Here is a 20,450-nt window from a genome sequence, read left to right on the forward strand (position 1 = left end):
TCAGTTCTCCTGAGTCTTTGCGCGGGCTGCTGTGGAGAGTCCAGCAGCGGTTGGCGCGCCGGAGGTCATGAGGTCCAGGAAGCGGTCGAACAGGTAGGACGCATCGTGTGGTCCGGCTGCTGCCTCTGGGTGGTATTGCACGGAGTATGCGGGAAGGTCGTGGCATTCTAGACCTTCAACGACGTTGTCGTTCAGGCCAACGTGGGAAACGATCACGCGACCGTACTTGCCATCGCTGTGCGGTGCTGTTGCGACCTCACCGATTGGTGCGTCTACCGCGAAGCCGTGGTTGTGGGACGTGATTTCCACCTTGCGGGTGGACAGTTCCATGACCGGCTGGTTGATGCCGCGGTGTCCGTATGGCAACTTGTAGGTTCCGAAGCCGAGCGCGCGGCCCAGCAACTGGTTCCCGAAGCAGATACCGAAGTAAGGGATCTTACGGTCAAGAACTTCGCGCAGCAGCGCTACCTCAGACTCGGCAGTTGCCGGGTCGCCGGGGCCGTTCGAGAAGAACACGCCATCTGGGTTGATCGCGAGGATGTCCTCGATAGTCGAGTTACCCGGCAGGACGTGTACGCGCATGCCGCGCTCCGCGAGACGTTGCGGCGTCATCGCCTTGATACCAAGATCAAGGGCAACCACAGTCTTCAGCGGTTCCTTGCCCTCGAACTCACCCTGCGGTTCGACCACGTACGCGGCCTCGGTGGAGACAGTCTGCGCGAGAGCAGCACCCTTCATGGAAGGCTGCGCCTGAACCTCGGCTACCAGCTCTTCGACGCGGCGCGGATGGCGGCCACCTTCGCGTAGCGAGTCACCGGAGAAGATTCCGGCGCGCATCACACCGCGCTCACGCAGGTGTCGCGTCAATGCCCGCGTATCGATATCGGAAATGCCGACGATCTCCTGCGCAACCAACTCGTCGTCAAGGGAGCGCTCTGCGCGCCAGTTCGACGCGTTGCGCGACGGGTCGCGCACAACAAACCCGGCCACCCAGATTCGCTGCGACTCTGGGTCCTCGTCGTTTACACCGGTGTTGCCGATGTGCGGTGCGGTCATCACCACGATCTGGCGATAGTACGACGGGTCTGTCAGGGTTTCCTGGTATCCGCTCATACCGGTGTTGAACACGACCTCACCGAAGGTCGTTCCCTTGGCCCCGTAGGCGCGTCCTACAAAGGTGCGTCCGTCCTCGAGGACCAAAAGAGCGGCGTCTGGCGCGCTCGGCGCATCAATGACGGTGTTGTGGGAGGTCACTTAGACTCCTTAACTTGGGGCGTACTTGGGATAATCTTGCTGATCGCATCCACCAAGAGTGCACGATCATGCTTGCTGTCGGGTTTGAAGCCGGTGTCGAGCAGCGTTTCCTCATCGGCGTATTTGGCGCCAACATGCCACTCGATCAAAACAATGGCGTCAGTTCCAAGAACCTTGCCCGCGATTCCGTTGGTCAATGACACGTTGATGAGTTGGTCGACCGGAATGTACACGTCGCGAGCACCGGCGCGCTCGATAAGCACACCGTGTTCGAATACTCGGGCGATAGCGGTTGATCGGTAGCCGAGGTCTTGTGCGGCGACCCGGTCCAGCCAGTCGCCGTGCGTTGTGCTGGAGACATAGATACCGGGCACATTGGCGACGAGCTGGTCACCCAGGTTCTCGGGTGCGGTTGGCAGCGCCCCCACCAGAGGAGCGGAACGCCGCTGGCGTCCACGCCAGCCCAACCACATCAACCCCAACATCAAGATGCCAACACCGATCATCAGCGCGACTGCTTCAGGGAATGTCATGTGCTTAACCTAGTTCTGTGTGATCGGAGTCGAGTTCAACACCGTCGCGCGTCCGCGCAGGAAGGTCGCCACAACTCGGCCGGGGAGTTCCATTCCAGCGAATGGAGAGTTATTCGAAAGCGTTGCCTGGGCTTCGGGATCAACCACCACGGGGCTGTTTGGATTGTAGAGAACCACGTTCGCTGGCTCACCCACCTCAAGCGGGCGGCCCTGCGCAAGTTCACCATCATCAATGCGTCCGATGCGAGCAGGATTCACCGAGAGCACGCGGGCAACGTCCTCCCACGTGAACTTCCCGGTCTTCACCATCGTCTCGTGCACGATTGGCAGCGCAGTCTCAAGCCCGGTCATACCGAACGCTGCGGCATTCCACTCGCAGTCCTTGTCCTCCGTCGGGTGCGGAGCGTGGTCAGTGGCCACAATGTCGATCGTGCCGTCAGCCAGACCCTCACGCACCGCGTCAACGTCTTCCTGCGTGCGTAGCGGCGGGTTCACCTTGAACACCGGGTTGTACTCGCGCGCGCACTCGTCCGTCAGGATCAAGTGGTGCGGAGTCGCCTCGGCCGTCACGTTGATACCGCGCTGCTTGGCCCAGCGCACGATCTCAACGGACCCCTTAGTGGAGAGGTGGCAGATATGCACGCGCGACCCCACATGCTCCGCAAGCAGAACATCGCGGGCAATGATCGACTCCTCGGCAACGGCAGGCCAGCCAGCCAAACCAATCTCAGCCGACACGATGCCCTCGTTCATCTGGGCGCCCTCAGTCAGACGTGGCTCCTGCGCATGCTGGGCGATGACACCGTCAAACGACTTCACATACTCAAGCGCGCGGCGCATCAACACCGGGTCGTGCACGCACTTACCATCATCGGAGAACACTCGAACCTGAGCTTCAGAGGCAGCCATCGCCCCCAGCTCAGCCAGTTGCTCACCCTCAAGGCCAACCGATACCGCACCAATCGGGTGCACGTCGCACCAGCCAGCTTCCTTACCCAAACGCCACACCTGCTCAACAACACCAGCAGTGTCCTGCGTCGGAGTGGTGTTCGCCATCGCGTGCACCGCCGTGAAACCACCAACCGCAGCCGCACGAGTACCCGTGAACACCGTCTCCGCGTCCTCACGGCCAGGCTCACGAAGGTGCGTGTGCAGATCAACGAGACCCGGTAGCGCAATCAGCTCGCTTGCATCAATGACCTCGGCGCCTTCGGCGCTCGCGGTTCCCGCTGGTTCGATAGCGGCAATGACTCCATCGCGCAGCACGAGGTCAACGCGCTCTTTACCGTAGGGAGCGACATTCTGGATAACGTGGGTCGTGGAGGTCACGCGTTGCCTGCCTTCGTGTTGTCGGATGCGTTGAGTGAGGTTGGAGTGGTGTCGCCCGCAAGCAGCAGGTAGAGCACAGCCATACGGGTTGCCACACCGTTTGCGACCTGTTCAACGATGACGGATCGCTTGGAATCGGCGGCCTGCGCAGAGATTTCCAAACCACGGTTCATCGGTCCAGGGTGAAGCACAATTGCGTGATCTTCGAGGAAATCGAGGCGCCGCGCATCCAAGCCATACAAGCGCGAATACTCAAGTGGGCTAGGGAAGAAACCTCCCCCGGACGCGCTCATGCGCTCGCGCTGAACCCGCAGCATCATGACCGCGTCTGGCTTCCAGTCGGACAGCACCTCATCGAAGTTGTACGAAACCGCGCATGGCCAGGTTTCCACGCCCACAGGAATGAGCGTCGGTGGGGCCACGAGGGTGACCTCCGCACCGAGCGTGTGCAGCAGGAACACGTTGGAACGCGCCACGCGGGAGTGCAGTACATCGCCCACGATCGCGATCTTCCGGCCGCGCAAGTCGCCGCCAAGCCCGTTCATCACGGCAGGCAACTCACCGGCTGGGACCAGTTCGCCGCCAAGGTGACGGCGTAGCGTGAAGGCGTCAAGCAGTGCCTGGGTTGGGTGCTGGTGGGTTCCATCTCCCGCGTTGATCACGGGGACGTTTATCCACCCCGAGTGCGCCAGCAGGTGCGGAGCGCCGGACGCCTGGTGGCGGATGACCACTGCATCGGCTCCCATTGCCGAGAGAGTCAGTGCGGTGTCCTTGAGGCTTTCCCCCTTAGACACTGAGGAGCCCTTGGCGGAGAAGTTGATGACATCCGCAGACAGGCGCTTCGCCGCAGTCTCAAACGAGATTCGGGTGCGGGTTGAGTCCTCGAAGAAAAGGTTGACCACTGTGCGTCCGCGTAGGGTTGGGAGTTTCTTGATCTCCCGGCCCTGGGTCGCAGCCATCTGAGCAGTGGTGTCAAGGAGCAGAACGGCCTCTTCGAGTGACAGGTCTGCGGTATTCAGCAGGTGCTTCACTTTGCACCTCCAGAGATGTAGACGCCGTCAACGCCATCTGTTTCCACGAGACGAACATCCACGCGCTCAGTCAAAGACGTGGGCAGGTTCTTCCCCACATAGTCGGGGCGGATAGGCAGTTCCCGGTGTCCGCGGTCAACCAGCGTGGCCAACTGGACGCTGCGTGGACGTCCCAGATCCTGCAGAGCATCGAGAGCCGCACGGATGGTGCGTCCCGAGAACAGCACGTCATCCACCAGGATCACGATTTTTCCGTCGATCCCCTGTGGTGGGAGTTCGGTCGCGCCAATAGCCCGGGGCGGCTGTTTGTGAAGGTCATCGCGGTACATGGTCACGTCGAGCGAGCCGAGGATTGAAGCACCCTCAAGGCTGGGCTCCACCTGTTGCAGCCGCTGTGCAAGCCTGGCTGCGATTGGGTAACCGCGGGTTGGGATTCCAAGGATGACGATGTTCTCGCCACCCTTGTTCCGTTCAAGGACTTCATGCGCGATACGAGTAAGCGCACGGGAGATCTCCTGATCTCCGAGGACCTCGGAGGCACCATCAGGTACCTGTGGTCCGTTGTCGCTGGCGTGCGTCGATGCTGACACCGTGCCCCACCTTCTCCGCCTCACAGGACGGTAGTTAAAGGATTGTCATTGGACTTTTCAAGCCTACAACTTCTCCCTTGGGGGGATGTTACCGTCCCACGTGTTGACCATCACGTGCTCCGCTTAACGTGTGCAACAGAACCTCAACGTCCTGCACCCTGCGTTGTCCCATAGACCGCCAACGGTCAGGGTATGGTTTCTGTTCCGCCTAATCACTTATTAGGCGGAACAGAAACCATACCCTGACCGGAACGAAGACTGTTCAATCAGGCCTTGGCAGCGGCACCCTCAAGAATCTGTTCGCGGACCACTCGACGCAGCACCTTGCCGATCTGGGAGCGTGGGAGGTCTTCGACCACCACGAGTTCACGGGGCAACGCGTAACGTGCGAGTTTGTCGTCGCACCAGTCTTGAATCGCCTTCAGTGAGACGGGCTTACCGAGGTCAGCGGGAACGACAGCGGCAACAACCCGCTCCCCTAGGTCCCCAGCTGGAACACCAACGATCGCGACATCCGAAACCTCTGGCATCTCGCGCACATGCTCTTCCACCTGTGATGGGAACACCTTGAAACCACCGGTGATGATCATCTCCTTGATCCGATCAACCACTTTGAAGGAACCGGTTTCATCCATCACGACGACATCGCCGGTACGCAACCAGGTCTTGCCGTCGATCTCCACCAGAACGTGCTCGTTTTCTTCCGGGCGGTTCCAGTAGCCCTGGAATACCTGCGGACCGCTCACGAGCAACTCCCCACGTTCGGTCAGCGGAAGCACCTTGGTGTGGTCATCTTGATCCACGATGATCGCATCGGTCGACGGGAACGGGTACCCCAACCGGCCAGGCTGACGATCCGGCGAAACCGGGTTTCCGAGCGCAACCGGCGAGGACTCGGTCATGCCGTAACCCTCGATGACCAGCCCACCGGTCACACGCTCCCATGCCTCTGCGGTCTCCTGTGGTAGAGGCATAGCGCCACTCAGTGCGATCTTGAACGATGTGAGGTCCGCACCCTTCTCTTCGGCACGAGTCGTGAGGCGTGACAGCATCGGAGGTACGGCTGGCAGGAAGGTTCCAGGGCGCTTCTTGTGGGCAGCGAGGAACTGATCCACATCGAACTTCGGGAACAGTACAACGGTCGCGCCAATACGCAGCGAATAGGTGAGGCAGAGCGTGAGTCCAAACGCATGGAAGAACGGCAGCACACCGTACACCACCTCGGTACCCATGTTCTGATCCGCGCCGGTCCAGGCGGTTCCCTGAACGGTGTTGGCCACGAGATTGCGGTGGGTCAACACCGCGCCTTTCGGCGTTCCAGTGGTACCGCCGGTGTACTGAATGACCGCGATGTCATCTGCAGCAGCGACTGGCTCCGATGCGAGTCCTGCTTGAGCCTGACCCATCAGGGAGACCCAGGATTTAGCGTAGCTGGGTGGGATCGCGCATAGAGCAGCCTTGGTCTCGCGTGCCTTGGCAACGGGGAGTTTCAGGAGCAGTCGCTTGACTACCGGGAGGTCACGGGACACATCAACGTTGAACAGCGTTTCAACATCGGTACCGCTCACGCCATCGCCCAGTTCGGCAGCGGTTTTGTCCCAGAAGATCGCATACTTTGCGCCCGAATCCTTGAGTTGGTGCACAAGTTCCGAGCGCGTGTACAGCGGGTTGTGTTCGACCACGATCGCGCCGATGCGCAGCACCGCGTAGAAGGCAACAACATGGGTGGTGCAGTTCGGGAGCGCGAGAGCCACGCGATCCCCCTTCTTCACGCCATGGGAGGTCAGTATCGTGATTGCGCGTTCAATCTGGTCAATCAGTTCGGTGTAGGTGGTGGACACCCCCATGAAATCGAGTGCGTCGCGCTGTGGGAACCGATTCGCGCTGGTCCACAGCGGTTCAGTGACGTCTGTGTCGGGTACTTGCACCGTTTCGGGCACCGTTGATGGGTAGTGTTCAAGCCATGGCTGTGTTGTTGCGTTCACAAGCACCAGAATAACTTACGCACCCGTAAGTTACGAGACCGTAGGTTCGGGTTTTTCACATTTCACACAACTTGTTTCCGTCTTGGCAACGAAAGTGCGCACTCACACAGCCCACTGCGATTTGAGAGTGCACAAATGCGCACTCTCCGTGTTTGCGGGTGCGACTTTCGTAACTCTCAAACATTCTGGGTACACGCGAGTGCACACAGATTGGCGACGATTCGGCAAGGTGCCCTCGTGTGGCCCGGCTGGGTCGGGAGGCGCTGCGAGGACAGCGTGAATCGTCGCCAATAAATTGAAGGGCTGAAAAGGGTCCGGGTGTGCATACAAAGTATGCGCACCCGGACCAAAAACAGCCCGCCGATAGTGGGGCAAGCCGTTCATTCCACACCTGAACAGCACAACATGGTGATTTTCCGGAGTTAGGGTGTTTTTTCTTAGGCCTTGATTCCGGAAAATCACCATGTTGTCTCTTAGGCACACTCGTGGCCTATAACCCCATCCTGCTTGCGGCGGAGCGTCACCAATGGGAAGAGGGCCGCTCCCCAGATCGGGAACGGCCCTCCAAACCACCATGACACAAAGCCGTGGGGCTAAAAATCAGTCAACCAGAGACGGCTTGACCTCAACGATGCGCGCAAGCAACCCGTTAAGGAACGCTGGCGAACTGTCCGTTGACAGGTCGCGCGACAACTCGACCGCCTCATCCACGGCAACGATGTCCGGGACATCGTCGTTGTAGATGATCTCCCATGCACCGATGCGCAGCAGGGCGCGGTCAACGGCGGGCATACGGTCGAGTGGCCAGCCGTTGGAGTAGGTCTCGAGGATCTCATCGATACGGGCACTATTCTCGGCGTAGCCCTCAACGATGTCGGACGCATACTGGGGAAGCGCGGCTTCCACTCCGGGGTTGACAAGTCGCTCGCGAAGGAGCGTGAGCGGTGCGATGTCGCGTTGCTCGGCCTCGAAAAGTACGTTCATAGCGCGCTTTCGAGCTTTGGTACGTGCGTTTACTCCTGCCACGTCAGTCGTTCACACGTCCGAGGTAGGAACCGTCGCGGGTGTCGACCTTAACCTTGGTGCCAACCTCAAGGAAGAGGGGAACCTGGATCTCGTAGCCGGTCTCGATGGTCGCTGGCTTCGTGCCTGCGGACGAGCGGTCGCCCTGGAGGCCAGGTTCGGTATAGGTGATGACCGTGATGATCGATGCTGGGAGCTCGATGTAGAGCACGGTGCCCTCGTTCTGGGCAACGGTTGCGTTGCCGTTCTCGAGGAGGAAGTTCTTGGCGTCTCCAACAACCGATGCTGGGATCAGGATCTGGTCGTAGGTGGAGTTGTCCATGAATACGTAGTCGTCGCCGTCCTGGTACAGGTACTGCATGTCCGACTTGTCAACGGTTGCGGTCTCGATCTTGAGTCCAGCGTTGAAGGTCTTGTCAACGAGCTTGCCGGTGGTGACGTTCTTGATCTTGGTGCGCACGAATGCGCCACCCTTACCTGGCTTGACGTGCTGGAACTCGAGGACGGTCCAGAGTTGACCGTCGAGCTTGAGGACGGTGCCGTTCTTGATGTCGTTGGTGGTAGCCACGAATTGAACTTCCTTTTTAGTTAACAAAGTACGTCCCCGCGTTGTGCCGTGAGGTCACTGCACTGATGGGCATCGAATGCCTCGCATCAGGAGTCCAGCTCAGCTAAGGCTCACGAGGGTGCGTACCATTATAACGTGCTCAATTCTTCTGACCCCACCCCGTACTGCGTCACACAACCCGATGGTTTCGGCCTCCTACTCGATGTTGATGGCCCCATTTCTTCCCCGATCACGCGGACTGTTTCACAGCCCGGCCTACTTGAGGCTCTGGTCACGTTAGCGAACTCGGGCGTGCCGATCGCGTTCAACACGGGCCGTGGCGATGATTTCCTCGTACGCGAGGTGTCCGGGCCGCTGTACGCGGCAGGTATGCACGAGGATGCGCTCGTGTGGGGCATCGGTGAGAAGGGTGGCACGTGGTTCCGGTTCGGTTCGCCGGAGCAACTCGTGGTTGATGAGAACCTGATTGTGCCGGATGACGTCCGCCAGAAAATGCAGCATCTGGCCGAAGGTGAGTTCTCGGACCTCGTGTTCTTCGATGATTCCAAACGCACCATGGTTTCCCTCGAACAGCGCCTTGACATCACCAACGACGACTTCATTGCACGCCGCGCACCCCTCGACGGGGCAGTCGCACAGATCGTACTGGATGCCGGGTTCGATATTTCCTGGCACGGCAATATCAGCGCTGAACTCAAGGCCCTCGAAACCGACCCCGCTGTCAACGGGAACCGCACGAACTATCGAATCGACTCGTCGGTACTCGCAACAGACGTGGAACATTCCCGGACGGGTAAGGATATCGGCGCGCGCCGCTTCATTGACCTGCTCCTTGAGCAGGGCATCACTCCCCCACAACGTTGGTTCACGATGGGCGATTCGCGTAGCGACTACAAGATGACCGACTGGTTGTTCGTGCACGGGTTCACCGCGTCGCATGTGGATGTTCGCCCGTCCGAGCAGTTGCCGCAGACCGACTACCCGGTGCTCACGCACCCGAGTTTGATTTTCGACGAGGCGGGCGAGTTCTTCCTGTCCGCGTGGGCTGGGCAGGTGGCTTAGCAGCCCGCTAACGCTATCTAGCGACCGCCTCACCGCCTAGCCACTGTCTGCATGGTGGTTCTCCGGTGAGCATGCGACTCTTTGTGGTTACTGTTACCGGAGAATCGCAAATTGCGACGATACTCGCCGCGGGTAATTAGAGGTGCCTAGTTACATCCATGCGCTGATGAAGGATGCGGATGACGTCCACGCTGTTGGCGTTCTCCTTGTAGAAAACGATATGGCGCCCCACTGTGTACCGCCGGTAGCCCTCTCGGATGTCATCACAGGGGCGCCCGCGTTCCGCATCGTCGGCGATGCGTTCAATAGCAGCCCGAATATCTCCAATATAGAGTTCAGCTTGCCGGATCCCCCAGCGCTCTTCGGTGTAATCCCAGATTGACGACAGGTCGTGTTGAGCCGCCGGAGTGAGCCGATACACCCTCACGATTTCTTACGCTCGATGAACGCATCAAAATCGAAGTCTTCCGCAGACCCGCTCTGCTCGCCTTCAACCAATGCCGCACGCAACGCGGACAGATGCGTTTCCTGGTCTTCCAGCAGGCGCAGACCTGCCCGCACCACTTCGCTTGCTGAGCGGTAGCGTCCCGATGCGACTTCACGCGCCAAGAACTCGGAAAAGTGTTGATCCAAGCTAATAGAGGTGTTCTGTGCCATCCACCAAGATTACCAAGAATTGGTATTGCGGTACAGGCGGCTGCCTCACCGCCTAGCCACTGTCTGCATGGTGGTTTTCCGGTGAGCATGCGACTCTTTGTGGTTACTGTTACCGGAGAATCGCAATATGAGTGGAGCACCACATCACCCACCCGAACCGGCGCTACGTTGAACTAGAGGAAGTGATGTAGCGCCGCCGTTCCCGCCCACGCAGAGAAGAGCGCCCATAAAAGTGATGCCATGGTGCCCACGATGAACCGTTCCGAGTTTGAAGTATTGAGTTCCGGGTATCGACCAAGACTTTTCACCGCCACAACGACTGCGACTCCAGCGATCTGCCCGGTCATAAGGAACGAGGTCACAAGCACTCGTTCGAGGATGCCGATCCACATTCCGCCGCGCAGGCCACTCTTAGCCGCCTCACTGTCCGGACCATCATTGCCGTTTGCCCCTGCCGATCCACCGGGTTCCCCAGTTTCCGCCGATTCCGGCCGAGGAGGACGCTCATGTTCGGTACGGCGCTGCGCAAGATTGAGCACAAGTTTAGTGAAGTAGTATCCGCCCACAGCCGCGACAACAAGGGTTGCCGCCCAGATCAGAAATGCCATGTGGTTATGTTCCCACGAGCCTCTGACACTGCTACCAGCTGGGGGCCTAGTCCCCTAATCCAAGAATGCAACGCATTAGAGATGTACGCTTTGTCCGCGCAATTGTACAATTGAGCTATGGTCACCATCTCAGCCTCGCAGGCACGCAAGAACTTTGCTGAAGCCATTCGTCAAACGCGCGTCTCGCCCGTAACCATCGAACGGCGAGGGCATCGAGAAGCTGTCATCATTGCACCCGAACTCTTTGACCAGTTTGTCGAAGCCACCGAGGAACTCGAAGATATTGCTCGATTCGACCAAGCAATGGCCGAAGAAGGCGACAATATCCCGTGGGAGCAGGTTAAAGCCGATCTAGGGTGGGCATGAACTATCGGGTTGAAGTACGACCGTCCGCTGTTAGGGCTCTTCGTAAAGTCCATCCCAAGGATAGATCCCGCATCCAAGGCGCAATCACACTGCTCGCACAGTATCCGCGCCCTCTTGGGGCAATTAGCCTGAAAGGACGCGACGGCTATCGTGTGCGAGTGGGCGATTACAGAATCATCTATACGATCCAGGATCATGTTCTGCTGGTGGTTGTAGTAGATCTGGGACACAGCAAAGAGATTTATACGCGCTAGGCGACGCCCCGAACCGCCCTCCAGAAACGATCTGCTCAAACTTTAAGTGGGTGAATCAGCGCGAAGGAGGAGGCGTTGGAGCAGAGGGTAGATCGCCTGCTCTTCATCGAAAGCTGCACCTTTGAGGCGCTTCGAGATTGCCGCGGCAGAAACACCGAGAGCATCCGCCGCATCAGCTTGGGTGGCTCCGGTCAGCTCACCGTGGTCATTCACGAGCAGGTCGACAGCCTGCCATGCAGCCTCGGAACGCGTCCGCCAGGTCAAGCCGATTAGCCGTAGAAGTGCTTGGAGATGTTGAGCCGCCTCAGGGTTGTCGGAACGCACAGACGCAGGAACGCTACCGCGCTGAATCTTCGCGTCTTCAACGGCTTCACGTGCATGGATGAACGCCTGACCGTTTCCCTCAACGGAGGTTGCAGGCATCGGCTGCTGGATTCCCCCGACGCCTATCCCGACATACCAGTTCCCAAGTCGTAGCAGTCGACGCGAGCATGCAACAACTGCAGTTGGCGACGTCAGAACCCCTTGGATTTCGTCACCAATCGTGCGGGTGAAAGGCAGCGCAACTCCCTTGCGTCCGTGCAACACACGCTCAAGGGAGTTGAGCACTTCAGGCACGAGGTCGCTACTGGAACGACTACCTTGCTGATCCACCGTCATCACAAACATAAATCAACCCTATAGGGTTAACTTTGCAGAATCAACCCTATAGGGTTAATTTATTGACGACGAGCCGATGCGCCCCAGCATGCGTTCCACTTCCAGCGACGTGCGGCTACTTGCGCAATGCGGCGATAGCAGAGATCGCCAGACGGTAGGAGTCGAATCCAAATCCTGCGATGGTTCCGGTAGCTATGCCACCAACCACCGAGTTGTGACGAAACTCCTCACGAGCGTACGGATTGGAGATGTGCACCTCAACAAGGTGGTGCCCACCCTTGGTGATCATAGCGGCGGCATCTCGGATCGCGTAGGAAAAGTGGGTGAACGCGGCCGGGTTCAACACCACATCGCTACCTGCGTCAACGGCCTCGTGAATCCACGCGATCATCTCGGCCTCGTTATCAGTCTGACGCACCTGCGCACTCAAGCCTGCCTCAGATGCCCAGCTTTCACACCGTTCAACCAGATCGGCAAAACTCAGCGAACCGTACACGTCTGGTTCGCGCACCCCCAGACGGCCAAGGTTGGGACCGTTCAATACCAGGACGTCTGCCATACCTACTCCTACATCTTCCTTTGGTGAGATCAACGGTGGTCACCACCGGACAATGGCGATCTATGCCGAGCCTCCGCGACAGATCAAGGATCTGCATCATGCGGAGATCAGAGAAACACCTTCTGCGAGGTCGGTGCAGGATCACTCGACACCTCAGCATATGCCGACACCAGCAGCATCGGGTCTGGACCTTCAAGACGCACAGGCTTGCCAATATCCTCAAGCACAACGAAACGCAACAGGTCTCCACGAGACTTTTTATCTCGTCGCATAGCCGAGAGCAGCGCCTCCCACTTATCCCCCCGGTACGTGATGGGCAGACCAACAGACACCAGAATGGAACGCATGCGTTCCACGATGGATTCATCCAGTTTACCTGCGAGCCGGGATAGCTCGGCTGCAAACACCATACCCACCGAGACGGCCGCGCCGTGACGCCACGAGTAGCGCTCAGTCAGCTCAATCGCGTGACCAAAGGTGTGCCCATAATTGAGGATTTCTCGCAATGACGCCTCGCGCAGGTCAGCCGAAACAACCTCAGCCTTCACCGCGATGGAACGCTCAACAAGTTCATGCACGACAGGCCAGATCTTCTCGGCGGATTCTGGCCAATTCTTCAACGCCTCGGCGTTCTCCTCGACCAACCGCAAGATCTCGGGGTCTGCGATGAAACCGGTCTTGATGACCTCACCAAGTCCAGCGATAAAGTCCCACTTCGGCAGGGTCTCAAGCGCAGCCAAATCGCACAGCACGCCACTCGGACTGTGGAATGCTCCCACCAGGTTCTTGCCCTCAGCCGTGTTGATACCCGTCTTGCCGCCAACCGCGGCATCGACCATCGCAAGCAGCGTGGTTGGGATCTGGATAACCTTGATCCCGCGCAGCCAGGTTGCAGCGACGAAGCCCGCAAGGTCGGTGGTTGCTCCCCCACCCAGACCGATGATCGCATCGGAACGAGTGAAGTCAGACTGTCCAAGGATCTGCCACGCAAACGCGGCAACCTGAACGTTCTTGGCTTCCTCGGCATCCGGGATGACAGCCAGAAGCGCGGTATACCCCTGGGCCTCAAGGTCCTCCCGCACGGCGGTAGCGGTGGCCTCGAGTGCCTCAGGGTGCATGATGAGCACCTTCTTGACATCCTCACCAAGGAGAGCTGGAAGTTCACCGAGGAGGTTCTTCCCAATCACGACATCGTAGGTGCGTTCGGCTGTCACTGTTACGCGGGTGGGTGTTGCGTTCATGGTTCTCCTTTGGCGAAGCGACACGCAAGCTGGTGCGCCACGAATTCTAGGCGAGTCGGGCAAGTTCCGCGGAAATCGCCTGCGCGACTTCCTGCGGGCTTTTACCGTCGGTGAGGATCTGAAAGTTCGCAACCGCCTCGTAGGTGGGACGACGCTGATCCATGAGGATTTTCCACTGAGCTCGCGGGTTGCCGAGCAGTAATGGACGAGCCTGATTAAATCCCACACGCGGAGCAGCATGCGATAGCGTGACGTCGAGAAAAACCACCAGTCCACCCTGCGAACGGTAACGGGCTAGATTCTCCTGGGTTTCCTCACGCATAATGGCCCCGCCGCCAAGCGCCAGAACCCCATCATGCGAGGTCAGCGCCGCAGCTACGGCGGCAACTTCAAGTTCTCGAAACGCGGCCTCCCCGTCATCGATGAAGATGTCAGAGATCGGTTTACCGGCGTTCGCTTCAACGTCCTGGTCCGTGTCACGTACCTGAACGCCCTTGAGACGAGAAAGTACCTTAGCAACGGTGGACTTCCCGGCTCCGGGAGGTCCGGCAAGCACGACGAGTGGTTGGGTTGCCATTAGTTCTCAGCACACCTGTTTCAAGTTCGAGGCAGTCAGTGGTGGGTTCGCACGCGATGAGTTATCGCATGTTCTCTGGAATGGAGTCGAGGTATGCACGGTAGTTGCGGCGGGTCTCAACCACGGAATCGCCACCGAACTTCTCAAGCGCAGCAGCAGCGAGAGTCAACGCAACCATAGCCTCGGCAACAACAGCGGCAGGCGGCACAGCGCACACATCAGAACGCTGATGCTGTGCGGTCGCGACCTCACCGGTAGCGGTATCAATCGTGGCGAGAGCGCGAGGCACAGTCGAGATCGGCTTCATCGCGGCACGAACGCGAATGACCTCACCGTTGGACATACCACCCTCGATGCCGCCAGCGCGGTTGGACTTGCGGACGATACCGTCAGGACCGGGCTCGATCTCGTCGTGAGCCTGCGAACCACGACGGGTTGCGGTCAGAAAACCGTCACCGACCTCAACGCCCTTGATCGCCTGAATGCCCATGAGAGCGGCAGCCAACTTCGAGTCGAGGCGCAACTCGCCCTGAATGTAGGTTCCGACACCAGATGGCACGCCGTAGGCGAGGACCTCGACAACACCGCCAAGAGTGTCTCCATCCTTGTGGCACTGATCGATCTCGGCGACCATGGCGTCAGAGGTTTCCTTGTGGAAGCAGCGCACCGGGTCAGCATCCAGGTATGCAACATCGCGTGCAGTTGGCAGTTCAGCGTCACGCGGTGCGCTTACCGGACCAATCGCCACGACATGCGATACGAGTTCAATGCCGAAAGCCTGCTTCAGGAACTTCGCCGCAACAGTTCCGAGTGCCACGCGGGTCGCGGTCTCGCGCGCTGAGGCGCGCTCCAACACCGGACGGGCATCGTCGAAACCATACTTGCGCATACCGACAAGATCCGCGTGCCCGGGACGAGGGCGCGTAATCTTGCGGTTGCGTGCGATCTCGCGGACATCGCCCTTGCCAGCGTCGACCATAAGCGCCGACTCGTCGACAGGGTCAGCGGACATGACGTCCACCCACTTGGGCCACTCAGTGTTACCGATTTCGATGGCCATTGGGCCGCCCTGGCTGACGCCGTGGCGCAGTCCCGCGAGGACGCGTACTTCGTCCTTCTCAAACTTCATACGTGCGCCGCGACCATGGCCGAGGCGCCGACGCGCAAGCGCATCTTGGATATCGGAGGTCACAACCTCTACTCCAGCAGGGAGGCCCTCAATGATTCCAACGAGCGCGGGGCCGTGCGACTCACCTGATGTGATCCAACGAAGCATTCCCCTATCATTCCACCTTTCGCCATGTAAACGCGCCTCTGACCGTGATCTGGACTCAAAGTGCCGACATCGGCATGGTTCTATCGTGGGCTGGATTCGTCTGAGTGTGCAGGAAATTGCTGCGCGGTGCAGCAATTTCCTGCACACTTTAAACCTGCGGCTCATGTTCCTGAGGCGGCTGATTGCCGACGATCCCCCTAGTCCGTAGTCCAGCCCACGTGTCCCAGAGCGCTAATCTCATGCCATCGCGTCTTACTACCTCTGCGTAATAGCCTGCAAAGCCTTGAGTCGGCTGTCTATCGCATATGCCATCATTGAAAGTTCCCGCCCAGGGACTGCGTTGTTACGAGCATAATCACGCCACCCGGCCAACCTCTGACAAACATCCGCGATGATGCCCACTGCCTGTGGCTGTGTGAGATCGCAATCTTGGGCGAGAGCTAGCAGTCCGTCCGGCTCATCGTTGAGGATGTCTGCCCCACAGATTGTTGTGGATCGACTACGCGCCAAGTCTGGATTTGGGTTTACATCGAAAACAGGACTCAGCCGCCACAAGTCTCCATCATTGAGCAGCCCATGATTACGAAGGTGGTCATCAGTGTTTCCGATTGCAACACTCACCGCCACTCGGTGAAACAACTCCCTCAGATCCTGTTTTGGATTCGATGAGATGTCCCTTACCGCTTGCGCAATATCGACATAATCTCGTTGTTCTCCATCACGAGATTGTGTTGCCGTCATCGCGCTAATGTAGCCGATCCGTTCGCCAGTGCGAGTTCGGTCAAAACGGCGCAGAACCAGCACACTGCGGTCCCCGATTCGAGCAAGTATGCGTTCGGGCGTACGTACACCCGCCACTTCGAGCAGGTCAAGCGCGGTGGCTTCCCAAGCCATTACATCCCAGCCGTCACTGGAATGTGGGAACTTGGCTATTGCCAAACCACCATCGTCTAAACGGACGGAAGCTTTCGGCCGAGCGCCACCCAATCCTGTTGTCCCGGTATCAAGCAGTTGTTTCACCGCAGGTGCTGAGTCATCTGTCGAGACCAGTTCATCACTCGCCCGCAACAGGGTTGGAAGTGCTATAAGTTTGGGGACAGTTGAAGGCTTGCCAAGAAACTCTGTGGCGTCAACGTATCGAAATCGGAGTGCTCCTTGCCGCGTGTCATCGCTAACACCCAGCAAGAAGTCAAGGTCATCGAGACTACGCGGCACCCGACCTTCTTCGCGTGCTACGACCCTTTCGGCCTTTTCGATTAAGTTTCTACCCCATCTATCGGGCGCTGTATCCGCAAACGAGCCAGGTAGTCCTTGTTGATGCTGCGAACCAGTTACTAGCATGAATGCAGGGTCGATGTTCGGTCCACCCACTGCTAGATAGGTGGGGTCATAGAGGAAGGTAGTCGAGATTACGCGACGTTGGCGTGTGAAATGAGCCCGTCCAACTAAGCGATCTCCATCAACCTGTGCGAGATACACCTCTACAGCAGTCATCGGGCTCGGGTCCTTGTCAGTTTTTCTGCACGGAGCCGCCCAATATCGCTATCAAGTGGATCGATTGAAGCAACTACTTGATCGAGGATACCTAGGGCTCTCAGCACTTGTGTGACGCTGTTGAAGCTGACGTTTGGGTTGCCTGTCTCTATTTTTCGCAGTGTCGCTCGAGTTATCCCGGCACGTTGGGAAACCTGCTCGGCGGTAAGCCCAAGGACCATACGCCAGCCACGCACATGCTCACCAAACGTACTGACCTGTCGCTCAATCCGATAGCCTGCCATGATACATTCCCCTCTTTTATGGATACCATCTTATCCATAAAAGACTTTTACGAGCAACATATTAACCATTAAAAACGTCCCCCTGAGCCTTCACCCACCATAAGCCGTTTAGGTCGCATGACCGTAGCGTGAAGGGCGTAGTTCAGCGAATATGCAAGCGCACCTCTCACCGGATACTTCCTCCCATGTGCAAAAACGCAGGTAATTGGTGTTATTAGATTCGTGCCATCTGCAGTTCGTGATGGTCTCGTCCAGTGCCAGACATGATCAGGAGTTGAAGTGAAGAATCTGAAACATCACCTCCTTGTGTTTGACCGGAGTGAAGACAAGTGGACCCACACCGAATTTGATGTGAGCGACGCGGAGTTGGCCACGGCCAAGTATCGGCACGCTGAACAGTTTTTTGCCAACAACCCGATGGTGGACGTTATTTTGGTCGCTTCAAAGTCTTTAGCCGCACTCAGCCGTGAAAGCGTTATTCAGGTGAACACTGAGTCCACAGGATCTTCTGCCGCCAAGCCCCTCAAGAGAGACGAGGGGTCATCCAATCAGATTCGGGCACTTGAGCGCTTGGCCGAACGCCGCATCGAGAACTTGATTGCGCTTCGTGCAGAGAATTCAGGCGCAGCAAAGCAGCAATAGCTAACTCACAAGGCCCCAACAGAAGCACCTTCGGTGCGGAGACCTGAGGATCATCCGTCATCGAAGGTGCTTTGTTTTATGGGAACTTCCACGAAGGTGAAATGCAGCCTTGCTAGGGGTCCAATAGCATCGCCATCTGCCTTGGCGCGGCATGTACCGCGCCAAGGCAGATGGCTGCTTTCAGTTGAGTTTATGCGGTGCGTCGTCGAGCAATGACGAGCCCGGCTCCTGCGAGGATGAGAAGGCTACCAGTCAGGATGACTGGGGCGCCGATTCCAAATCCGGTCGCTGCGAGGTCGTCGTCCTCGTCGGATTCTTCAGTGACCGTGACGTCCTCATCTTCATCGTCGTTCTCGATAACGTCATCCAGAACCTCAACCACTGGGGTTTCCTCATCAGCAGGTTCCTCATCCGAGTTTGGTTCCTCTTCAACTGGAGGCTCTTCGGCTGGTGGTTCCTCGACCGGAGGTACTTCCTTGCCTGGTTCTTCTGGCTCGGCAGGCTCCTCTGGTTCTGGCTCCTCGATCACCGGCTCCTCAGCAACGGTGACCGTTTGCCGCCCGTCCATGATGTCCTTGTGGCTAGCAACGAGTGTTTCCTCAACTGGCTCGTCACCTTCAAGTAGGTAGAGTTCCTCGAACACTACGAGCACCCTGCCCGCGTGGCCTGCAGGCACCTCGAAGTCGACGTCGACGTACCCGTCTGGGGTTGTCGCAGTGAACACGGTTTCAGCGATGACTCCGGTGCTTTCGCCAGTGGCTTGATCCATGATCACGCCACGAGCCACGTAGTTGGAGCCTACGCGGAGCCCTTCGTAGCTGATACGGTCCCGTAGCGTTCCGCCATTGACGTCAAGCACTTGGTCGGAGTCGACAAGATCGAAAGCGTCGGTTTCAATCGCTGGACGATAGACGGTCTGACTTTCGTCAAAGATGTCCGTGTGTGCGGCGACCTCTTCACCGTTCACGAGAACGCGTTCGAACGCGACGATGATTTTACCGTTGAGTTCAGCAGCGTCAACGGCAAAGGTCAGTTCCACGGTGCCAGATTGCTCAGTTGGCGTGAACGTGGTCGAGGCGGTAATTCCTGTGGCTACGGCGTTGTCGCCGTCACGGATCATGAGTTCACCTTGGAGCTCATGCTCAACGCCTGGGGTGAGTCCGGTGTATTCGACTAGGTCCACAACGGTTGCTTCGTTACCTGCCACGAGGAACTTGGCGTTACCGCCCTCTGCTTTACCGGCATCGCCTGAACGGGCGGTCGTGGCGATACTCGGTCCGCGCTTCCAGTCAACGCGTGCTGCCGCGCTTAGGTTTACTGTGTCACTTTGCGAAATGATGAGTGACTGGGTCCGGGATTTAACGTTGGTGAGGAGCTGTCCGGTGTAACGCGATCCGGTGAGTGCCACGTTGAAAGTGGCAGTTCCTGTGAGGGCGTCTTGCGGTACCTCAACGTATAGTGCGGATTTTCCTGGAACTTTGTTGAGGTCTACTTGGTTTCCATCTGCGTCAACGACGATGTAGTCAGTGTCGGTAGTAACCGTGACGAAGTCTTCGGATGCGTCAATGACGATTGGTCCTACGCGCGTGCCGGCTTTGCCTGCTTCTGCTGGACTGTTGACGTTCAGGGTTGGAGCAAGCACTTCTGGCCGTCCGGTGTTGGCGGAACCGGTGAGGTAGTCGAACAATTTGTTGATGCGCTCTTGCTTATCCGAGCTGACTGGCTTGCCGTTCTCATAAGCGAGTTTCGTGTACTTGAATCCGGTTCGTGCTGGGTAACCGTCAGTGTAGGACCAGATTGCTGCTTGGGTGGCGGTGATAGCTTCTTTTTCGGTCAGGCGACTGACATCAATGCCTGCGTTTTCAGCTACTTCGCGCAGTTCGCGCTTGGGGAAGGAGTTGTTAGCGATCCACGCTGCTTTTTCTCTAGCGAGTTGATCGTGCCTGAAGTTATTGTCGCCTGGGAATGTGTCCCAGCCGCCTACATTGAGGTTGATTTCGTAGCGGGTGCCTACAGAGAGTTCAACGCAGTAGGCGAAGTGGTCGGCTGCGCTACCTGGGTGAGTGTAGACGGGGAATAGCGCGGTTCGGTAAGAGCTGCGTCCAGAGCCGACGTTGTATCCGGTGATGGATTCGCTTGATTTACCCATCTTTGGGTAGCCGTTAGGAAACTCGCTAGCTGATGCGATGCTAGCGGGTGCGACGAGCGTTGCCGCGACCAGCGCGATGAGCGCTGCGATGTGCCCGATCTTTTTCAGAAAGGGGGTGGAGTGTTCGGTTTTGTGCATATACAGAAAGATAGACCTCTGTAAACCGCGTAACACACCCCTCACCTGCGAAAAGGATGGGGAGAAGACCCCCTGCCCAGGGGACTGCTAACTGGGTACTTCTTTCACCCGCCCGACTTTGGCGTCACAAACCGTACATTTGTGGTCTTTTCGGGTTTCACCAGTAAGTT

The 20,450-nt window shown here is 58.1% G+C and carries 23 protein-coding genes; 4 read left to right on the forward strand and 19 right to left on the reverse strand.

The genetic code is table 11. The features are described 5' to 3' along the window. The 8 genes from carA to efp all read right to left on the reverse strand — a co-directional run bounded on the left by carA (position 1) and on the right by efp (position 8,313). A complete protein-coding gene (carA, locus tag ACFSYH_RS03455) occupies positions 1 to 1,254 on the reverse strand; it encodes a glutamine-hydrolyzing carbamoyl-phosphate synthase small subunit (protein WP_377465111.1) in 1,254 nt (417 codons plus the stop codon). Beyond that, positions 1,251 to 1,787 (reverse strand): PH-like domain-containing protein, encoded by a 537-nt coding sequence (locus ACFSYH_RS03460; protein ID WP_377465112.1) that lies wholly within the window; start codon positions 1,785 to 1,787, stop codon positions 1,251 to 1,253. The genes carA and ACFSYH_RS03460 overlap by 4 nt, the downstream gene beginning before the upstream one ends. A 9-nt stretch (positions 1,788 to 1,796) precedes the next feature. After that, entirely contained in the window at positions 1,797 to 3,116 is a 1,320-nt protein-coding gene (locus ACFSYH_RS03465) for a dihydroorotase (RefSeq protein WP_377465114.1), read from the reverse strand. Beyond that, positions 3,113 to 4,147 (reverse strand): aspartate carbamoyltransferase catalytic subunit, encoded by a 1,035-nt coding sequence (locus ACFSYH_RS03470; RefSeq protein WP_377465115.1) that lies wholly within the window; start codon positions 4,145 to 4,147, stop codon positions 3,113 to 3,115. The genes ACFSYH_RS03465 and ACFSYH_RS03470 overlap by 4 nt, the downstream gene beginning before the upstream one ends. Continuing rightward, positions 4,144 to 4,737: a bifunctional pyr operon transcriptional regulator/uracil phosphoribosyltransferase PyrR gene (pyrR, locus tag ACFSYH_RS03475; protein WP_377465116.1), complete on the reverse strand. Its 594-nt coding sequence runs from the start codon at positions 4,735 to 4,737 to the stop codon at positions 4,144 to 4,146. Before pyrR ends, ACFSYH_RS03470 begins: the two co-directional genes overlap by 4 nt. Positions 4,738 to 5,003: 266 nt before the next feature. Next, positions 5,004 to 6,722: an AMP-binding protein gene (locus ACFSYH_RS03480; protein WP_377465117.1), complete on the reverse strand. Its 1,719-nt coding sequence runs from the start codon at positions 6,720 to 6,722 to the stop codon at positions 5,004 to 5,006. 600 nt (positions 6,723 to 7,322) lie between these two features. After that, positions 7,323 to 7,748, reverse strand: coding sequence for a transcription antitermination factor NusB (gene nusB, locus ACFSYH_RS03485; RefSeq protein ID WP_377465118.1), 426 nt, complete (start codon positions 7,746 to 7,748; stop codon positions 7,323 to 7,325). A 1-nt stretch (position 7,749) separates the two neighbouring features. Continuing rightward, on the reverse strand, positions 7,750 to 8,313 hold the full coding sequence (gene efp / locus ACFSYH_RS03490) for an elongation factor P (protein ID WP_377465119.1): 564 nt from the start codon (positions 8,311 to 8,313) through the stop codon (positions 7,750 to 7,752). Between the two features lie 135 nt (positions 8,314 to 8,448). Between efp and ACFSYH_RS03495 the strand changes: the two genes are divergently transcribed. Beyond that, on the forward strand, positions 8,449 to 9,375 hold the full coding sequence (locus ACFSYH_RS03495) for a hypothetical protein (protein ID WP_377465120.1): 927 nt from the start codon (positions 8,449 to 8,451) through the stop codon (positions 9,373 to 9,375). Between the two features lie 136 nt (positions 9,376 to 9,511). On the opposite strand, the gene ACFSYH_RS03500 is transcribed toward ACFSYH_RS03495, so the two are convergent. The 3 genes from ACFSYH_RS03500 to ACFSYH_RS03510 form a co-directional block, all read right to left on the reverse strand. Continuing rightward, complete coding sequence (locus ACFSYH_RS03500; protein WP_377465121.1) at positions 9,512 to 9,802, reverse strand: type II toxin-antitoxin system RelE/ParE family toxin; 291 nt, start codon at positions 9,800 to 9,802, stop codon at positions 9,512 to 9,514. Beyond that, positions 9,799 to 10,032 carry a type II toxin-antitoxin system ParD family antitoxin gene (locus ACFSYH_RS03505; RefSeq protein ID WP_377465123.1) on the reverse strand — a complete coding sequence of 78 codons (234 nt, stop codon included), beginning with the start codon at positions 10,030 to 10,032 and terminating at the stop codon, positions 9,799 to 9,801. The genes ACFSYH_RS03500 and ACFSYH_RS03505 overlap by 4 nt, the downstream gene beginning before the upstream one ends. A 173-nt stretch (positions 10,033 to 10,205) precedes the next feature. Beyond that, positions 10,206 to 10,640: a hypothetical protein gene (locus ACFSYH_RS03510; RefSeq protein WP_377465124.1), complete on the reverse strand. Its 435-nt coding sequence runs from the start codon at positions 10,638 to 10,640 to the stop codon at positions 10,206 to 10,208. A gap of 117 nt (positions 10,641 to 10,757) precedes the next feature. Between ACFSYH_RS03510 and ACFSYH_RS03515 the strand changes: the two genes are divergently transcribed. Next, complete coding sequence (locus tag ACFSYH_RS03515; RefSeq protein ID WP_377465125.1) at positions 10,758 to 11,006, forward strand: type II toxin-antitoxin system Phd/YefM family antitoxin; 249 nt, start codon at positions 10,758 to 10,760, stop codon at positions 11,004 to 11,006. After that, entirely contained in the window at positions 11,003 to 11,260 is a 258-nt protein-coding gene (locus ACFSYH_RS03520) for a type II toxin-antitoxin system RelE family toxin (protein WP_377465126.1), read from the forward strand. Before ACFSYH_RS03515 ends, ACFSYH_RS03520 begins: the two co-directional genes overlap by 4 nt. A 42-nt stretch (positions 11,261 to 11,302) precedes the next feature. On the opposite strand, the gene ACFSYH_RS03525 is transcribed toward ACFSYH_RS03520, so the two are convergent. From ACFSYH_RS03525 to ACFSYH_RS03555, 7 genes are all read right to left on the reverse strand, one after another. Further along, a complete protein-coding gene (locus ACFSYH_RS03525) occupies positions 11,303 to 11,929 on the reverse strand; it encodes a SatD family protein (RefSeq protein WP_377465127.1) in 627 nt (208 codons plus the stop codon). Between the two features lie 106 nt (positions 11,930 to 12,035). After that, a complete protein-coding gene (locus ACFSYH_RS03530; protein ID WP_377465128.1) occupies positions 12,036 to 12,479 on the reverse strand; it encodes a type II 3-dehydroquinate dehydratase in 444 nt (147 codons plus the stop codon). A gap of 107 nt (positions 12,480 to 12,586) precedes the next feature. Then, complete coding sequence (gene aroB, locus ACFSYH_RS03535; protein ID WP_377465129.1) at positions 12,587 to 13,720, reverse strand: 3-dehydroquinate synthase; 1,134 nt, start codon at positions 13,718 to 13,720, stop codon at positions 12,587 to 12,589. A 46-nt stretch (positions 13,721 to 13,766) separates the two neighbouring features. After that, positions 13,767 to 14,297 (reverse strand): shikimate kinase, encoded by a 531-nt coding sequence (locus ACFSYH_RS03540; RefSeq protein ID WP_377465130.1) that lies wholly within the window; start codon positions 14,295 to 14,297, stop codon positions 13,767 to 13,769. Between the two features lie 61 nt (positions 14,298 to 14,358). Next, positions 14,359 to 15,573, reverse strand: a complete 1,215-nt coding sequence (gene aroC / locus ACFSYH_RS03545) for a chorismate synthase (RefSeq protein WP_377465131.1) — start codon at positions 15,571 to 15,573, stop codon at positions 14,359 to 14,361. Between the two features lie 255 nt (positions 15,574 to 15,828). After that, positions 15,829 to 17,067: a type II toxin-antitoxin system HipA family toxin gene (locus ACFSYH_RS03550; protein WP_377465133.1), complete on the reverse strand. Its 1,239-nt coding sequence runs from the start codon at positions 17,065 to 17,067 to the stop codon at positions 15,829 to 15,831. Next, positions 17,064 to 17,351, reverse strand: a complete 288-nt coding sequence (locus ACFSYH_RS03555; RefSeq protein ID WP_377465135.1) for a helix-turn-helix domain-containing protein — start codon at positions 17,349 to 17,351, stop codon at positions 17,064 to 17,066. Before ACFSYH_RS03555 ends, ACFSYH_RS03550 begins: the two co-directional genes overlap by 4 nt. 279 nt (positions 17,352 to 17,630) lie before the next feature. On the opposite strand from ACFSYH_RS03555, the gene ACFSYH_RS03560 reads away from it, so the two are divergent. Next, positions 17,631 to 17,993: a hypothetical protein gene (locus tag ACFSYH_RS03560; RefSeq protein ID WP_377465137.1), complete on the forward strand. Its 363-nt coding sequence runs from the start codon at positions 17,631 to 17,633 to the stop codon at positions 17,991 to 17,993. A gap of 190 nt (positions 17,994 to 18,183) precedes the next feature. Here ACFSYH_RS03560 and ACFSYH_RS03565 read toward each other — a convergent pair whose 3' ends face one another. Further along, on the reverse strand, positions 18,184 to 20,280 hold the full coding sequence (locus ACFSYH_RS03565) for a VaFE repeat-containing surface-anchored protein (RefSeq protein WP_377465138.1): 2,097 nt from the start codon (positions 20,278 to 20,280) through the stop codon (positions 18,184 to 18,186). Positions 20,281 to 20,450 lie beyond the last annotated feature (170 nt).

It is taken from the genome of Populibacterium corticicola, from assembly GCF_042683685.1.
GTDB classification, from domain to species: domain Bacteria; phylum Actinomycetota; class Actinomycetes; order Actinomycetales; family Cellulomonadaceae; genus Timonella; species Timonella corticicola.